Annotated in this window: 11 protein-coding genes; 8 read left to right on the top strand and 3 right to left on the bottom strand. The window is 34.9% G+C overall.

The window, feature by feature from the left end; all coding sequences use genetic code 11:
* Positions 1-19: 19 nt before the first annotated feature.
* The 8 genes from AC6CH4_RS21685 to AC6CH4_RS21650 all read left to right on the top strand — a co-directional run bounded on the left by AC6CH4_RS21685 (position 20) and on the right by AC6CH4_RS21650 (position 14,173).
* Positions 20-6,322: a T9SS type B sorting domain-containing protein gene (locus AC6CH4_RS21685; RefSeq protein WP_498106687.1), complete on the top strand. Its 6,303-nt coding sequence runs from the start codon at positions 20-22 to the stop codon at positions 6,320-6,322.
* Positions 6,323-6,365: 43 nt separating this feature from the next.
* Positions 6,366-7,340, top strand: coding sequence for a PorP/SprF family type IX secretion system membrane protein (locus AC6CH4_RS21680; protein WP_498106685.1), 975 nt, complete (start codon positions 6,366-6,368; stop codon positions 7,338-7,340).
* Positions 7,341-7,594: 254 nt separating this feature from the next.
* The gene (locus AC6CH4_RS21675) at positions 7,595-8,782 is read left to right on the top strand and encodes a phosphoglycerate kinase (RefSeq protein WP_498106683.1); all 1,188 of its coding nucleotides are present in this window, start codon (positions 7,595-7,597) and stop codon (positions 8,780-8,782) included.
* Between the two features lie 110 nt (positions 8,783-8,892).
* The gene (locus AC6CH4_RS21670; protein ID WP_498106681.1) at positions 8,893-10,728 is read left to right on the top strand and encodes a lytic transglycosylase domain-containing protein; all 1,836 of its coding nucleotides are present in this window, start codon (positions 8,893-8,895) and stop codon (positions 10,726-10,728) included.
* Between the two features lie 46 nt (positions 10,729-10,774).
* Complete coding sequence (locus AC6CH4_RS21665) at positions 10,775-11,743, top strand: DUF4837 family protein (RefSeq protein WP_498106679.1); 969 nt, start codon at positions 10,775-10,777, stop codon at positions 11,741-11,743.
* 50 nt (positions 11,744-11,793) lie between these two features.
* The gene (locus AC6CH4_RS21660; RefSeq protein ID WP_498106677.1) at positions 11,794-12,435 is read left to right on the top strand and encodes a DUF1579 domain-containing protein; all 642 of its coding nucleotides are present in this window, start codon (positions 11,794-11,796) and stop codon (positions 12,433-12,435) included.
* Positions 12,436-12,579: 144 nt separating this feature from the next.
* Entirely contained in the window at positions 12,580-13,029 is a 450-nt protein-coding gene (locus tag AC6CH4_RS21655) for a GNAT family N-acetyltransferase (protein WP_498106675.1), read from the top strand.
* A gap of 586 nt (positions 13,030-13,615) precedes the next feature.
* The gene (locus tag AC6CH4_RS21650) at positions 13,616-14,173 is read left to right on the top strand and encodes a TlpA family protein disulfide reductase (RefSeq protein WP_498106673.1); all 558 of its coding nucleotides are present in this window, start codon (positions 13,616-13,618) and stop codon (positions 14,171-14,173) included.
* Position 14,174: 1 nt separating this feature from the next.
* Here AC6CH4_RS21650 and AC6CH4_RS21645 read toward each other — a convergent pair whose 3' ends face one another.
* The 3 genes from AC6CH4_RS21645 to AC6CH4_RS21635 are packed head-to-tail and all read right to left on the bottom strand — an operon-like array spanning position 14,175 to position 17,432.
* On the bottom strand, positions 14,175-14,978 hold the full coding sequence (locus tag AC6CH4_RS21645) for an OmpA family protein (RefSeq protein WP_498106671.1): 804 nt from the start codon (positions 14,976-14,978) through the stop codon (positions 14,175-14,177).
* 6 nt (positions 14,979-14,984) lie between these two features.
* A complete protein-coding gene (locus AC6CH4_RS21640; protein WP_498106669.1) occupies positions 14,985-16,622 on the bottom strand; it encodes a S41 family peptidase in 1,638 nt (545 codons plus the stop codon).
* Between the two features lie 3 nt (positions 16,623-16,625).
* Positions 16,626-17,432 (bottom strand): DUF4349 domain-containing protein, encoded by an 807-nt coding sequence (locus AC6CH4_RS21635; protein WP_498106667.1) that lies wholly within the window; start codon positions 17,430-17,432, stop codon positions 16,626-16,628.
* Positions 17,433-17,486: the final 54 nt, after the last annotated feature.

The raw sequence follows: 17,486 nt of genomic DNA, 5'->3' as shown, positions 1-17,486 counted from the left end.
ATTGGTACCTCCGACAGATTTGACAATTGTAACTTCAGTTGCCGATACATGTCTTGCTGATGCTACGGTAGAAATTACAGCTCATGCAGGTGGAACAAACCCAGTACAATATGAGATTTTATCTCCAATTGTAAGAGTGAAACAAGCCTCGACAACATTTGCAAACTTAGCTCCGGGTACTTATGTATTCCAGATTACAGATGCAAACGGATGTACTTATTCAGAGTCTCATACAGTAGTTCCGGTAACTAACATTACAGTTGCAGGTTCATTAGTTAAAAATGTGTCTTGTAACGGAGGTGCCGATGGTTCGATTAAGTTTACAGTAGAAAACAAAGCTGGTGGATATTCTGCTACTTTAAGCCCTAATGTAGGTACGCTTACTCAGGTTGGAGATGTAGTTACGATTACGAACCTACCATCAGGACCATACACACTTAATGTTGTGGATGCTATTACAGGTTGTGTTAATTCAGCTGATGTAAAAGTGGAGCAGCCTGCTGCTTTAGGCCTTTCAGTTGTATCTAAGACAGCAGCAAATTGCTACTTCGGTGCGATTGTTACTGTAAAAGCAGTTGGTGGAAGTCCAGTTTATAAGTACGCTTTTGTTGCATCTGGAACAACTCCAATTGCATCAGATTATACTACTGATGACACAGCAATTTTAGATCCTGCCACAGCGAATTGGGATGTTTACGTAATGGATGCAAACTTGATTTGTACTGCTATGATTACTGTACCAATTACAAAAGATGATGCACCAACAATTAACGTAAATGCAAATGTATATTGCTATACTGGTGGTCCGGTTCCAATAACTATTACTGGAACTACAGATGGAGATATTGTTGCTCCACCAATGTATAGTATTGGAAATGGTTATTATCCAAGTCCAAACTTTACATTAAATGCACCGGGATCTTACGAATTCTTTATTAAAGATGGTAATGGTTGTATAGCTAAGGCAACTTATGTATTGAGACAGGAATTGTTGATAGATGCAACTCTTACACAAGACTTGAATTGTACAACAAGCACTGCAACAATTGCATTAACAGCTTCGCAAGGAACAGGTGCAGGAACATATTCTTTTGAATACGACCTTAACAATAGTGGAACTTTTAATGCTGTTACAGCTTTACCATTTGTTACATCTACTCCTGGAACGTATACTTTCAGAGTAAAAGATGCACAATGTTCTACAATTTCTGTTCCGGTAGTTGTTACACCAAAAACAACCCCAAGGTTTACAGTAGCTACTGTTGACGCTCGTTGTAAAGGTGACTCAAACGGAAGTATTGAAGTTACGGCTACAGATGGTGTAGCACCATATCAATATAGTATAACTGATGGAGCAACAACTTCACCATTACAGGCTTCAAATCTTTTCACAGGATTAAAAGCAGGTATATATACTATAAACGTTGTAGACAGTAAAAACTGTCCGGCAACTTCTGCTCCTGTTACAATTACAGAACCAATTGTTTTAACAGTAACTCATGTAATTTCACCATTTGGTTGTGATCCTTCAAATACAGCAAAAGATGCTGTACTTGCATTAACGGCTCATGATGGTACAGGACCATACAGCTACAGTTTTGATAACGGTGTAACTTTTGGAACTTCTCCATCACACACTATGAATACTGCATCTACTGTAAGTTATGTAATCGTTGATATTAATGGCTGTAGAGCAACTGGATCAGCAAATGTTCCAGCTTACAATCCGCCAACGCATTTCGATCTTAGCGCTACACCAATTTATTGTAATAATGTAGCCGGAACTGCAACAGTAATGGTATCAAATATTACTGGTGGTGAAGCAGGATACACTTATGCTATTGTTGAACCAACGGCTTCAGCAACATCAAATACAGTAGGTAGTTTTGCGAATCTATTGCCAGGAACTTATATAATTAAAGTTACGGATGCTAACGGTTGTAGTACATTAAATTCAATTGAAGTTAAAAAAGCAAGTGTAATAAGTGTTGAGGGTCAATTGTTAAGTGATGTTTCTTGTAATGGAGGAACAACAGGTTCGATTGCCTTTACCGTGAGTAATTATATTGCTCCGGCTAACTATACATTTGTATTGTCTCCAAATAACGGAACATTTACACAAAGTGGAGATGTAATTACTTATACAGGATTAACTGCTGCTAATTATACATTCACAGTTACTGATAATACTTCAGGTTGTACAGATAATGTTGCTAACTTCTTAGTTAATCAACCAGCTGCAGCTCTGAACTTTACAATGACTGCCACTAATATTACTTGTAACGAGAAAAATGCTACTATTACAGTAACAGCTACAGGTGGAACTCCTGCTTACAGCTATGCTGCTGTAGTTAACGGAGCAGCAGCTCCAACAACGTTCAGTACGGATAATAAAATAGTAGTAGACACTAATAACGGAACAAGATTAGCTTGGGATGTTTATGTGAAAGATTTTAATGGATGTACTACGTTAGTAAAAACTCAAAATATTTTAACTGACGCTCTTCCAAGTGCTATTACTGCAAATGTTACTAGTCAATGTCCGAGTGCGACAGGAACTTATGAGATTGTAGTTTCGGCAACTGGTAAAGCTCCATTACAATATAGTATTGGAACTGGTTTCCAATCTAGCCCTAGCTTCCAGGTGAATTCTTCTGGATCTTACGATGTTACTGTTAAAGATGGTAACGGTTGTACAGTTACTGTAACAGCTGCTGTTGTAATCGATGGTGCTCTTGATTTACAATTAGACATTCAGGCATTGCCAAGTTGTGATGCTCCTGATGGTAGAATTGTTGCAAAAGCGACAGGAGGTTCAGGAAATTACAGATATAGCTCAGGTGCTTATGTTCCGGTTACTGGTGCTACTGCTACATTCAATAATGTTTCAGCTGGTTCTCATACGGTTACTGTAACAGATCTTACAACAGGTTGTACAGATGTAGTTACAGTAGAATTGTCAGAAGCTACTAAGATTACTGGTTTAGCTTTAGATAAAACAGATGTAACATGTAATGGAGGTTCTAATGGTAGAATCATCGTTAACCTTGCTCCAAATGCGCCAGGTGTAAACGATAATCCAATTTACAGATATACTTTAACAGGTACGGCTATTGGTAACGTTCCAGTTAGCGTAGGTCCTCAGGATAGTAATGTATTTGATAACTTATTACCGGGAGATTATACTGTGAGAGTAACATCAGGAAGAGGTTGTAATGCTCAGGTAGATACCAGAATTGCACAACCACTACCAATTGTAGTTAATGCACCAACAATTACACCTTTTGGATGTACTACTGGTACAAATACAACAAGCTTTGCAAGTATTACAGTTAACTCTGTAACTGGCGGAACTAATCCTTATGTTCTTTATGTGTTCAGTAAAAACGGAACTGTTGTTCAAAGCAGCGCTTCTAATGTTTACAACGAAACTGATCTTGCAGGAGGTTCTTACTCAGTAAAAGTGTTTGATAGCAAAGGTTGTGAAGGTTCTTCAACTGCTCCAATTGTAATTGCGCCGTTCATTACTATGAATGACATCAATGTTGCAGTAGTAACTCCAATTACTTGTATCAATAATGAAACTATTCAGGTTTCTGTTGCAACAACAGGAGGAACTCCAACAGCTTTAGTTTATACTCTTACAGGTACAAACGGAACTGTTTTCAACCAGACAAACCCAACTGGATTATTCTCAGGATTAGCAATTGGAAACTATGCAATTACTGTGTTTAACCCAACAACGGGATGTACAATAAAAGATTTCCACTACATATTTGACCCTAATACTTTTGCTATCGAAGTAGCAACAGTTAAAGGAGAAGTTTGTTATGGAGATGCTGATGGAAGCGTAGACTTGACTTTTGTTGACAATCAATTGAATCCAACAAATGATGCAGGAGCATTTACGTATACTATTACAGGTCCTGTACCAAGTTCTGGCAGTTCAGCTACAGCTGGCCCGGTTAGAATCTCAGGTTTAAGAGCTGGTCAATATTCAGTTACAGCTAAGTTGGTTAATAACCCTGAATGTACTGTTACGAATGTATTCACGATTAATCAGCCAACGGCTCCTTTATTGGTTACTAAATCTCAATCTGCAATTACTTGTATTACAGGTAACAATGATGGTGTGATTTCTGCATCTGCTACAGGTGGTTGGGGTACAAATTACCAATATGAATTAGTTGGTCCGGTAAATGTTGCTTACTCTGATAAATATGAGTTTACTGGTTTAACTGCCGGAAACTATACAATCAATGTAAAAGATGAGAAAGGATGTATTGCATCAACAACTGCTCAATTAGTTGTTCCGACACCAATCGTGGTTACTGCGACTGCAAACGCTTCAACGTTATCATGTTTTGGAGATAAAAACGGTATCATCACTGTGGCTCAGCCAACAGGTGGTCAGGGAAGTAACTATATGTATACTTTAAATATCGTTTCTGCAACACCAGTTATCGTGTCAGGCCCTCAGGCTGGTAGAGTGTTCACAGGCTTAAGCGCAGGAACTTATACGATTACGGTTACAGACGGATTTGGTTGTACAGCAACTTCTGCAAATGTCGTGATAAGCGAACCAACGGAAGTGAAACCAACATTAGATGTGTCAAGAACTCAAACTTGTCTAACGTTATCACAAATTACGTTAGGTGCAACAGGCGGAACAGCTCCTTATACTTATAGTACAAGTGCTAATTTTGCAACTGTAATTGGATCGTTTGCTTCTTCTGTATCATTTGATGTTTCGGTAGGTAGATATCAATACTACGTAAAAGACGCTAATGGTTGTATTGGATTTATTTCTAACGAGATTAAAATTGATCCATTAGTACCACTATCACTTGATTTAGATGTAACCAATGCGGTTGTAAAATGTCAGGGTGAGTCAACAGGGGTTATTGTTGCGGAAGCTGTTGGTGGTTTAGGAAGCTATAGCTATACATTACTAAACGCAGCTGGTACAGCGATCCTTCCTGCTCAGGCTGAAGGTAGATTCGAGAATCTTGCAGTAGGTACTTATAGAGTAAAAGTAGATAGTGGCGATTGTACATTTACATCAGCTATTATTACAATCTCAGAGCCTGCAACAGCAGTTACTGCACAGTTTAACGTAACAAATGTTGCTTGTTTTGGAGAGAATAACGGTAAGTTAGAAATCATAGCTTCTGGAGGTACAGGTATAATTAAATATGCACTTTCACCAGACTTGAACCAATTTGATACCGTAACAATTTTTGAGAAATTAGCTCCTGGTGACTATCAGGTAATTGTTCAGGATGAAAATGGATGTTTCATTTTACACGACTTTACAATTACACAACCAGAATTGTTACTAGCGAAAGAAGTTCCAAACTCTATGATTCCAGAGGTTTGTGTTGGAGATAAAGACGGAGCATTTAGTGTAGAAATTAAAGGAGGTACTGCACCATATAGTGTTAGTCTGGATATTGAAAAAGGTCCATTTACGCAAGGCGCTGTAGGTCAGACAATATTTGATTTCACTAACTTAACCGGTGGTACTCACGTAGTTTATTATAAAGATGCTGCGGGATGTATTAACTCAGTACAGATCAATATGCCATTGCCGGTAGTTCTTAATCCAACGGCAGAAGTAACATATGATTGTGTTAACAATACACAAGCTAACATGGTTACAATCACTGTTGACGAAAGCATTACAAATCTTGCAGATGTTGATTACCAACTTGACGGAACAGGTGCTTACCAACCAAGCAATATCTTTACAAATCTTGCTCCTGGTAACCACTATGTGACAGCCAGACATACAAATGGTTGTGAAGTTCCAACAGTTAGCTTCGAGATTAAAGCATACACGCCACTTGGAATTAAATTGTCTGATGGACAACCTGAAATGAACGTAATTTCGGTTACAGGTACAGGTGGAGCTCCAGCTTACGAATACAGTTTCAACGGAGAGCCATTTACTTCTTCGAATACTTTTAAAATCTACAAATCTGGAGATTATGAGGTAATTGTTAGAGATCAAAATGGTTGTACGGCTACGATTATAGTACCAATGGTTTACATTGATGTTTGTTTAGACAATTACTTTACTCCAAACGGAGATGGTGTTTATGATACTTGGGGTCCTGGTTGTACGAATATTTACAACAACCTAGAATTCTCAATCTTCGACAGATACGGTCGTGTAATTGCTAAATATCATTATGGTCAAAAATGGGATGGAAGATACAATGGTGAAGATTTACCTTCGGGTGATTACTGGTATGTTCTTAAACTAAATGACGAGAAAGATGCAAGAGAGTTTGTTGGACATTTCACTTTATACAGATAACAAAATAATGCCCCTTAGGATGTTGTCTAAAAAAATTATTACAATGAAAAAATTATTTTTATCCTTAGTACTCATGGCTGTAACAACAAGTTACAGCCAAGAGTTAAACCTACCAGTGTTTACCCAGTATTTAGCTGACAACCCTTTCGTGCTTTCGCCTGCCTATGCGGGTATTGGAGACAACCTTAGAATTCGTGCCAACGGTCTTACACAATGGGTCGGAATCAAAGATGCTCCCGAAAATCAATCGCTTTATGCTGATTTTAGAGTCCTGGATCGTTCCGGGGTCGGAATATCACTTTATAATGATAAGAATGGTTATACAAGACAAACAGGTGCGAAAGTATCTTTTGCACATCATATCATTTTGGATTATTATTCTAAACAATACTTGTCTTTCGGACTTTCGTATAACTTCAACAGTTTCAGAATTGATATTGATGAATTCAATAACACAATTGAGCATCCTATTTTAGATCCGTCTGTTACAGATAATCGTTATACAGGTAATAATAACTTTGATATTAGTGCCTTGTATCGTAACAAGAGTTTCTATTTGAGTTTTAACGCGAATAACGTTTTAAAGAAAAACACAAATAAATACAGAGGTGTTGAGCCAAATTTACTTTCAAACTATCAGGTATATACAGGATATGTTTTTAAAGATGGGGAAAACAGTCGTATAGAATATGAACCATCAGTTTTCTATCAGTATTTCGCAAGTGATAAACGTTCTACTACCGATTTTAACTTCAAGTACAGACGTTACAATCGTTATGAAGATTATTATTGGATTGGAGTTTCGTATCGTATGCTAAACGATCAATTTCCAAAACCATTATCTGTAGGGCCAATGGCTGGTTTTATGAAGTCTAAATTCTACTTTGGATATTCTTATCAGGTAATGTTCAATGATCTTGGAAACTACAATACCGGTACACACGTAATTACTATCGGATTCGATTTCTTACAATCTATCAGTAACTGTCCTTGTACACAAAGTCCTGTTCACGACTAAATAATTACATAGTTGAAAGTACTGCAGTCTGGATTTTCATTTTTAATTTAAAAAGCAAATTTTTACTGCAGTACGTTTAACTTTCATAATGGTATAAGCAACCATTTTTAACTTTTTTAAATATAAATTTGTTTTTTTTCATAATTTACATCGTTTTCGTTGTTATAGATAGGTTATTTTTACATATTTCAAATTTAATACTACTCTAAAAGTTCTATATTTGTTTTTCTTTCAAAAAATTAAAAAATTATCAAATGAAAACTTTAAACGATTTCGATTTTAAAAATAAAAAAGCAATTATCCGTGTTGACTTTAATGTGCCACTGGATGAAAACTTTAATGTAACAGATGCAACTCGTATCGAAGCTGCAAAACCAACAATTGACACTATTCTTGCTCAGGGCGGAAGTGTTATTTTAATGTCGCATTTAGGAAGACCAAAAGGTGCTGAAGAAAAATATTCATTAAAACATATTTTAAAAACAGCTTCTGAAATTTTAGGAGTTGAAGTTAAGTTTGCTACTGATTGTATTGGAGAACCAGCTAAGACTGCTGCTGCAGCTTTAAAACCGGGTGAAGTTTTATTGCTTGAAAATCTACGTTTTCATGCCGAAGAAGAAGCTGGAGATGTTGCTTTCGCAAAAGAATTGGCGTCTCTTGGAGATATCTATGTAAATGATGCTTTCGGAACGGCTCACAGAGCGCACGCTTCAACAACGATTATCGCACAATTTTTCCCAACTGAAAAATGTTTCGGAACATTATTGGCAAAAGAAATCGAGAGTTTAAATAAAGTACTTAAAAATAGCGAGAAACCCGTTACTGCTGTTCTTGGAGGTTCTAAAGTATCTTCAAAAATCACGGTTATCGAAAATATCTTAGACAAAGTAGATCACATGATCATCGGTGGTGGAATGACTTTTACTTTCGTGAAAGCACTAGGTGGTAAAATTGGTAATTCTATTTGCGAAGATGATAAACAGGAATTAGCACTTGAAATTTTAAGATTAGCTAAAGAAAAAGGAGTTCAGATTCATATTCCGGTTGATGTTATTGCTGCTGATGATTTTTCAAATACAGCAAATACAAAAGTGGTAGATGTAAAAGAAATTCCTGATGGATGGCAAGGTCTTGATGCAGGTCCTAAATCATTGGAAAATTTCAAAAAAGTAATTTTAGAGTCTAAAACTATTTTATGGAACGGTCCTTTAGGTGTTTTTGAAATGGAAACATTTTCAAAAGGAACTATCGCTTTAGGCGATTATATTGCGGAAGCTACGCAAAATGGTGCTTTTTCATTAGTAGGTGGTGGTGATTCAGTTGCCGCTGTAAAACAGTTCGGTTTTGAAGACAAAATGAGCTACGTTTCTACTGGTGGTGGAGCAATGCTTGAAATGTTAGAAGGAAAAATTTTACCTGGAATCGCTGCGATTTTAGACTAAAAAATCACAATTAACATTTTTTTGCATATTTTTCATTGGTAATCTATTTAAGTTTGCAAAAATACGATTGCTATAATTGTTTGAATTATAGGATTTTAAAAAAATGTTATATGATTATAAAGAAAATCTCCTTAGCGGTTACAGCTCTTTTTTCGATAACGATGTTTGCGCAGGAAACTGCAACAACTTCGCTGGATATTAAACCAGAAGTAAAGCTGTCGTACTTAGATTCTGTAAAGAGTTCTTTCAAAAAAGATGAAGTGGCTACAAAAGTAGACAGTCTTTGGATGAACGAATGTCTGAGTTTGGATATCTACAATGATTTTTCAAAAGATATTCAGACCGTAAATACAGATCAGGATGTTAATGCCGAATTGCCAACAGAGCTTTTAAAACAGCGCTTACAGGCAATGAATGAGAAATCTCCTTTTAATATTGAATACAATCAGGGATTAGAAAACATAATAAAGTCATTTCTTAAGAACCGTAAAAAATCGATTTCCCGATTAATGGCTTTGTCAGAATATTATTTCCCAATTTTTGAGGAAACTTTTGCCAAACAAAATATTCCTTTAGAAATTAAATATTTAGCTATTGTAGAATCTGCTTTAAATCCTAAAGCAGTTTCTAGAATGGGCGCCACGGGTCTCTGGCAATTTATGTACGGAACCGGAAAACAATACGCACTTAAAATCGATTCTTACATCGATGAACGCAGTGATCCATTAAAAGCGACTGCTGCTGCTTCAGATTATTTTTCTAAAATGTATACTATTTTTGGTGACTGGGAGCTTGTTTTGGCTTCATATAATTCAGGTCCGGGAAATGTTACCAAAGCAATTCGTCGTTCTGGAGGTCAAACAAAATATTGGGATATCCGTAATAATCTTCCAAAAGAAACACAAGGTTATGTTCCGGCATTTTATGCGACAATGTATCTTTTTGAATACCATAAAGAACACGGAATTAACCCTGAAAGAGCTGTAGTTAAAAACTTTGAAACGGATACAGTTAATGTCAAAAGTGAAATGTCATTCAAGCAAATTGCCGATTTGTTAGACATGCCACAATCTCAGATTCAGCTTTTAAATCCTTCTTATAAATTAAACGTTGTTCCTTTTTATCAGGGCGAAAATCATTTTATTCGTTTGCCAAAAGATAAAATAGCAACTTTCGTTTCAAACGAAGATAAGATTTATGCATACGTTAGACATCAATCAGAAAATAAAACAATGTCAAGTCGTTTAGCTTTAAGAGTTACTCCTAAGGCAAAAGCACAATTAGACAAAACAATTTATTCAGATGTTAAACTGTATAAGGTTCAAAAAGGAGATAATTTGGGAGCTATTGCTGAAAAATATGATGTCAATATCAGTGATTTAAAGAAATGGAATAACCTGAAATCAAATTCGGTTGCACTTGGAAGAACATTGAAAATTAAATCTGATATTGATCCGGTTAAGATTTCAAAAGAACCTAAAGCAATTCCAACAATAGATAAAAAGTCAGAAGAAGCTATTGCTGTTGTTGATGATAAAGAAAAAGGGACTGGTCAATCACAAGAATACGTGGTTGCTGCCGGAGACAATTTAGGAAGTATTGCTAAAAAATTAGGTACGACTATTGCTGATCTAAAAGAGCTTAATAATCTAACATCAAACAATATCGGTTTAGGGAAAACTTTAGTGATTTCTAAAGAAATTCCTGCGATTGAAGAGACAGCTTCAGTTAATACGGCTATTGCTTCAAATGCTTCAATCGATTCTTTCAAAAAGAAAACAGCTTCTGCTAAAAGCATGAGTGAAGATTATTACGTTAAAAAAGGTGATTCGTTATATAGCATTTCAAAAAAATACCCTGGAGTTACAATTTCGGATATTAAAAAATGGAATGGCATTAAAAACGAAGATCTAAAACCGGGAATGAAGCTCAAAATAAACGGATAATAAAAAATCTTACCTAAATTTGGGTTTTATTTCATAAATTAAGAAAATGAATAAAACCCATTTTTTATTGGTACTAATCCCTTTTCTGTTGTTTTCGTGTCTAAAAACCGAAAAACAGCCTGAACCTGTTTCGGGTAAACCCAATACCATTTCAGTCATTATTGATGATCAGTTGTGGTATGGAGAAGTGGGTGATAGTATTCGAAATAAATTCGCATCACCAGTTTGGGGCCTTACCCAGGAGGAACCACTTTTTACCATCAATCAATATCCCGCCAGATTACTAGAAGGTTTTGTAACCGATAGCCGAAGTATTATTGTAGTGAAAAAAGCCGCTACAGATAAATTCGAAATTATCCGAAGCAAAGCACTACCTCATAATACTTTTCGCATATACGGAAAATCTGTTGATGATATTATTTGTAGTATCGAAATGAACGGATCGCAAATTATTAAACTCATTCGCGATGCCGAAATTGAAAAAATTCAACAAGACAACAGTAAAGCGCTTTTAAATCCAGCCGTTCTTAAAAACAAATTTCATATTGATCTGCAAATCCCTGTAGGCTATGAATATATGTTGCATAAAAAGAATTTTATTTGGCTGAAAAAAGAGATTATCAGCGGTAATACAAGTCTTCTTATTTATCAGGTTCCCATTAAACAACTGACTAAAAGTTCAGACATTGTTGGGAATATTGTCAAAATGCGAGACTCAATCGGACTCTACATCAAAGGCCGTGAACCCAATACACAGATGATTACAGGCGAAGCCTATGCGCCGTATTTCTCCACTATTTCTTTAGATGGAAAAAAGACTTTTGAAACCAAAGGAACCTGGGAACTTAAAAACGATTTCATGACGGGGCCATTTATCAATTACGCTATTATTGACGAAGCGAACAAACGTATTTTAGTTATTGAAGGCTTTTGTTATTCCCCATCCAATCAGGAAAGAGATTTAATGGTGGAGTTGGAAGCGATTATAAAATCGGTGAAAATTGACAAAAAATAGTTTGATTATTTTTCATACTTTTGCTTTAACAAACATTAAATCAGTTGATTATGAAAAGTTTTTATTTAGGATTATCAATGTTAGTGCTGTGTTTTGTTTCTTGTAAAAAAGAAGTAAAAACAGAAACGGAAGCCGTTACAGTTACGGATAGCGTTAAAACAGAAGAACCAATTGCAGAAACACCTTTAGATTCTGCAACGCAAATGAAATTATGGGTAGCCTATGCAACACCTGGAAATGCTCATAAAATGATGACAGATGAAACAGGAACATGGAATTGCGATATGACTTTTTGGGAAGAACCTAACGGAAAGCCAAGTAAAGCTACTTCAACAGCAAATATTAAGATGATACTTGGAGGCCGCTATCAGGAAGCGATTTATAACGGAACCATGATGGGACAGCCATTTGAAGGTAAAAGTACGCTGGCTTACAATAATGCAAGCAAAGAATTCACCACAACTTTTATTGATAATATGGGTACCGGTATGATGGTTGCCATCGGGAAATATGATGAAGCCAGTAAAAGCATGAATTTAAAAGGAGAGATGGTGAGTCCGCTGAATGGCAAAAAAACACCTTATAGAGAAGTTTATACTTTTATTGATGCCAATACACGCAAGATGGAAATGTATGACACAAAAAAAGGAGAAGAATATAAAAGCATGGAAATCACGATGACAAGGAAATAAATCTTTCTCTTAGAATTAAGACAGCTTAAATACTCTGGAAATCCCGATTGCAATTTGTGATCGGGATTTCTATTTGATAATATTTGATGTAATTTTGCAGATTAACAACAACAATAAACCCAAAACTACAAACAAAAAAACAGAATGGAATTAAAATGGAAAATAAAGCCGTTTGAGGCATTAACGGTTCATGAGTTATATGATTTACTCAAAGTGAGAAGTGAGATCTTTGTAGTAGAGCAAAATTGTGTTTATTTAGATCTTGATGGTAAAGACAAGAAAGCATTACACTTAATTGGAGAATACGACGGTAAAATTGTAGCTTATTCGCGTTTATTCGACGCCGGAATTAGTTTTGATAATGCCTCAATAGGAAGAGTGGTTGTTGATGCTAATTATCGCGATAAAAAATGGGGACACGATTTAATGCGTGAAGCCATCGCAGGAATAAAATCAAATTTCGGAAAAAATAAAATTACAATAGGTGCACAATTGTATTTGAAGAAATTTTACGAAAGTCATGGTTTTGTGCAAACGAGCGAAATGTATTTAGAAGACGATATTCCGCATATTGAAATGATTCTTGGAGAATAATTCATCTAAAAACATTAAAGATACAATGTTGCAATAAATATTATTGCAAATTATTATTTTTATAATAAGCTCTAAAAGAGAAAAATACCAACTTAGTTTAAAGCTTAACTTTAATAATCCTTTCTTATTTGAGAAATTTATTTAAATCTCCATAATCAAAAACTTTATTCGCGATTTACTTTATTTTGAAGGTGTTTTTTGAAAATAAGTAAAGAAGAATTGAATTTAAAATTGAAGTTTCACTTTCATATAAAAGTCAACGGTTTTTGTTTTTTGTAATTTTACGATTACAATAACAGTTTTATATTAAAGTTGATATTGAAATTCGTCCAGCAATTAAAGGAATTCAGAAAGGTAAGGAAGGATGTGGTACTTGAAATGGCAAAGAGTATTTAGCTGCCATCAAGAGTAAACAAACATGAAATCTTATTTCCTTCAAAAACCCATCAAAAACATATTTGAAAATCATTTTTTATTTGATATCATAAGTATTGAGACCCTTATTACCTTTTTTTTGAAGTAAGAGCTTTTTGATTTAATCATTTTTGAATTACAATTTTGTTTATTTTAGAAGAAAAAATAGCTCATGAAAAAAGTTCTTTTGTTTATTTTCGTTTTAATTTTATCCAATCAGGCTTTTAGTCAAAATAAATTAAAAGTAGGTGAAAAAGCACCAAAGCTAAATATTACTGATTATCTTCAGAATGCTCCAGAAGAGAAAAGCATAGAAAAAAAGTATATTTTATTGGAGTTTTGGGCGACATGGTGTACAACTTGTTTAGAAGAGGTGCCAAATCTTAACAAAATGCAGGAAAGATTTAAAGACAGAAAAGAGTTGTTTTTTGTGTCTATAACGGATGAATCTCCTGAGAAAACGAAGAAAACATTAGAGAGAGTTAAGTTTAATTCAATTGTAGTAAGTGACCAGACAAAACAGGCTCTTAATGATTTTGTGGTTGAAGATGCACAAGGTACATATGCCTTGCCCAAGACCGTTTTGATTGACGATAAAGGAATTGTAAGATGGATTGGAAAGCCGTATACAATAAATGACACCGTAATAAATAAATTTCTGGATGGAAAAGAAATCCTGGAATCTGACAATACAGTTTCAAATAAACCTCCAATGCCAACTTTTAAATAATTTAAATTTTAGTAATCAAAAACTCCACGCGTCGATCTAAATTATCGCCTCTTCCTAGAGGATATTTATTTCCGCAACCCTGATAAGTCATTCTGTTCTTGGAGATTTTTTTAGTAGAGAGGTAGTTGAAAACGGTTTTGGCACGGTTCCAGGAAAGTCTTCTTTCTTTTGTGTCTTTGTCAATTCCGTCGTTGTAAATTTCAGGAGTGCAGCAAACGTGGCCTCTAATTTCAAACTGAAGACTTTTCTTTTCTTTTAGTGTTTCGGCTATTTTGTCAAGCTCTTTTTTAGAAGATGAAGTGAGTTTGGCGCTTCCAATATCAAACAAAATATTGTCAAGATAGATTTTGTCGCCAACTTTTAAATTGTTTTTGAAAGAAGTTTTAATCCCTTTTCCAAAACTATTCCGCTTTACAACAATCAAATCAACCCGTCGATTTTTGGACCGCGTTTCATGAAGATTCTCGACAGTGTCTGGTCTTAAAACAACACGTCCTTTTCCTTCTAAAATAACTATTTTGCTTTGATTGAAGCCAGTAGAAACTAATAAGTTCTGAATCGTATTGGCACGGTTATTTGATAATTTAAAATTATAGTCGTCGTTACCGCGATCATCGCAGTAGCCGTAAATTTGTATTGATTCTACTTTTGTGGTGTCAATACTTTTAATAAAATTAGTTACAACTTCGGTTTGGTTAGGAGTAAGATCGTATTTGTCAAACTCAAAATAAATGGTTTCAATGGGTTTTTGCTGTGCCGATAAATTGTAAATAATAAACAGAAATAGGGCTAAACAAATTTTCATTCTTTTTTAAATCTTTAGAATCGTTTTGTACTCAGTTTGATTATTTAAGACGTTGACCGCTTTTTTAATTTCTGAATTGTTTTTAATATAAAATTGATATAAACCTTCCTGATATTGGTACCTTTTGATAAGCTCTTCCTGAATTAAACCTCTGATTTCTTTTTGATTTTTATCCAATAAGGTAGTTTCGCTTTTTTCAAGTGCTGCCAATAATTGCTGATATTCAGGCGCAATGGTCTCGTCTATTTTTTCGGTTTTGGCTGCTGCCAAAGTATTTCTCAACGCCACTTCGGTTTCAGTATCAAAGCTGATTTTGTTGGCTTTTAAATATTGTTTAAAGCTGGCATAATCGCCATCGCTGACAACCGGAATTTTATCTCCTAAATTTGGATTTTTATAGTAATAAGTTGTGGCATAATCAAAGATTCCGTCGTTTTTCAATAAGGCAGTCGTAATTGGACTCATTTTGGTTTCGTCTAATTCAATATCAGGCAAGACACCTCCGCCATCATAAACGGTTCTGCCTTTACGGGTTTTAAAAGCATTGAAATTTTTAGCATCGGTTTTTTGAGCGAAGCCATTTTTGTCTTTATGCGAATAATCTAACGCCTGAATACAACGTCCAGATGGAGTATAATAACGTGAAATCGTAACTTTCAATTGAGTTCCGTAAGTTAAATCGACAGAACGCTGTACTAAACCTTTACCAAAACTACGGCTTCCTAAAATTACAGCGCGATCTAAATCCTGTAAAGCTCCGGAAACAATTTCAGAAGCTGAAGCACTTCTTCCATTTACTAGAATAGCTAACGGAATTTGAGTGTCGACTGGTTCCTTGGTCGTTTTATAGGTGTTATTGTGTTTTTCAATTCTAGATTTTGTTGTTACGATAACCTCATTCTTCGGAACAAATAAATTACAGATATCAATTGCCTCATTCAACAAACCTCCAGGGTTTCCTCTTAAATCCAGAACAATTTGCGTTGCTCCGTCAGCTTTCAGTTTTTCCAAAGCTTCTTTTACTTCTGCAGCAGCTTTTCGGCTAAAATGGGCCAAAACAATATAACCTGTTTTCTCATCAATTTTTCCATAAAACGGAACCGACTTAATATCAACTTCATTCAAAATCAATTCGGTTGTAAGGGTTTTTCCCTGACGCAGGTATTTGATTTGGATTTTGGTATTTTTTGTTCCTTTCAGTAATTGCGAAGCATCATCTTTAAAATCGGCAATCAAAACATCACCAATCTGAATAATTTCATCACCTGCTTTTAATCCGGCTTTATCAGCAGGATAGTTTTTATAAGGCTCGCGAACGATTAAACGATCTTTCTTTCTTGAAATTAAAGCGCCAATTCCGGTATATTCTCCGGTATTGTTGATTTTGAAGTTGACAACATCTTGTTCGTTAAAATAAACCGTGTACGGATCTAAACTTCCCAACATGCTTTTAATGGCTTTGTCCATCAAATCACCTGGATTCGTTTCGTCGACATAATTGGTGTTAACCGCTTTAAATAAAGTCGTAAAGATTTCGATTTGCTTGGCAATCTCAAAGAAATCATCTTTGAAACTGGTTCCAATAAATAAAAATCCTGCGGCAACGGCTGGTATAACGAACTTCTTTTTGAGATAAGGATACATGATTTATGCTTTTTTTCTTTTAAATCGTTTTCTGATAAAATAAGCCAGAACAACGAATAGGATAATAAATGGCCAAATACTAATGATAGAAATCAGGAAATCTGACAAACTAAAAAATCCACTTTTAATGGCGGTCCAGATTTTTGATCCGTACGAAATTTTAATTCCTTCTTTTTGAGCTATTGTTTTGTAAAAATCAATCGTAACGGTACTTTCTGAAACTCTATTTTCCAGATATTTCAAACGCCCTTCTTTGGCTTCAATTTCTTCGCGAATAGCTGAAATTTGTTTTTCAATTTCGAGAATTTCACTTATTTTATTGGCTTTTTGTAATATTTCTAAGTAACGCGCTTCAAGTTTTCGTTTTGTATTTAGTCTTGAATTTAGGTCAATGAATTCTTCTGTAACATTTTGAGAAGAGATATTTTTCTCATCAAAATAAGAAACTCCTCTTGATATAGCCTCTAAAAAAGAATCAAAGTTCTGACTAGGAACACGAACGGTTATATTTCTGCTGATCTTGTCATGACTCTTTTCCTGAAAATCGTTTTGAACACTTCCCTTATTTTCTTTTATAGCAATTTGTAGTTGATTAAAAGTTTTTTCTAAATCATCGGTTTCAAATCGAAGAGAAGCATTTTTGATAATTTTTTGAGGAATATTTATATCTGTTCCTGATATCGATTCGGCTCTTTCAGGCAATTTTACCATTGTAATTGCTGACACGTGATTATTTACACTTTCTTCACTGTTTTTTGCACAGTTAGAAAAAATTAGTCCCACAAATAGAAAACAGAAAATATATCTCATAAAGTTCCAATTTAGAGCTAAAACTACAATTTTTTTATAATTTTTTCTCTAATT

The sequence above is a fragment of the Flavobacterium sp. GQ95 genome, assembly GCF_059758655.1.
This window is presented reverse-complemented; position numbering and strand designations above follow the sequence as displayed.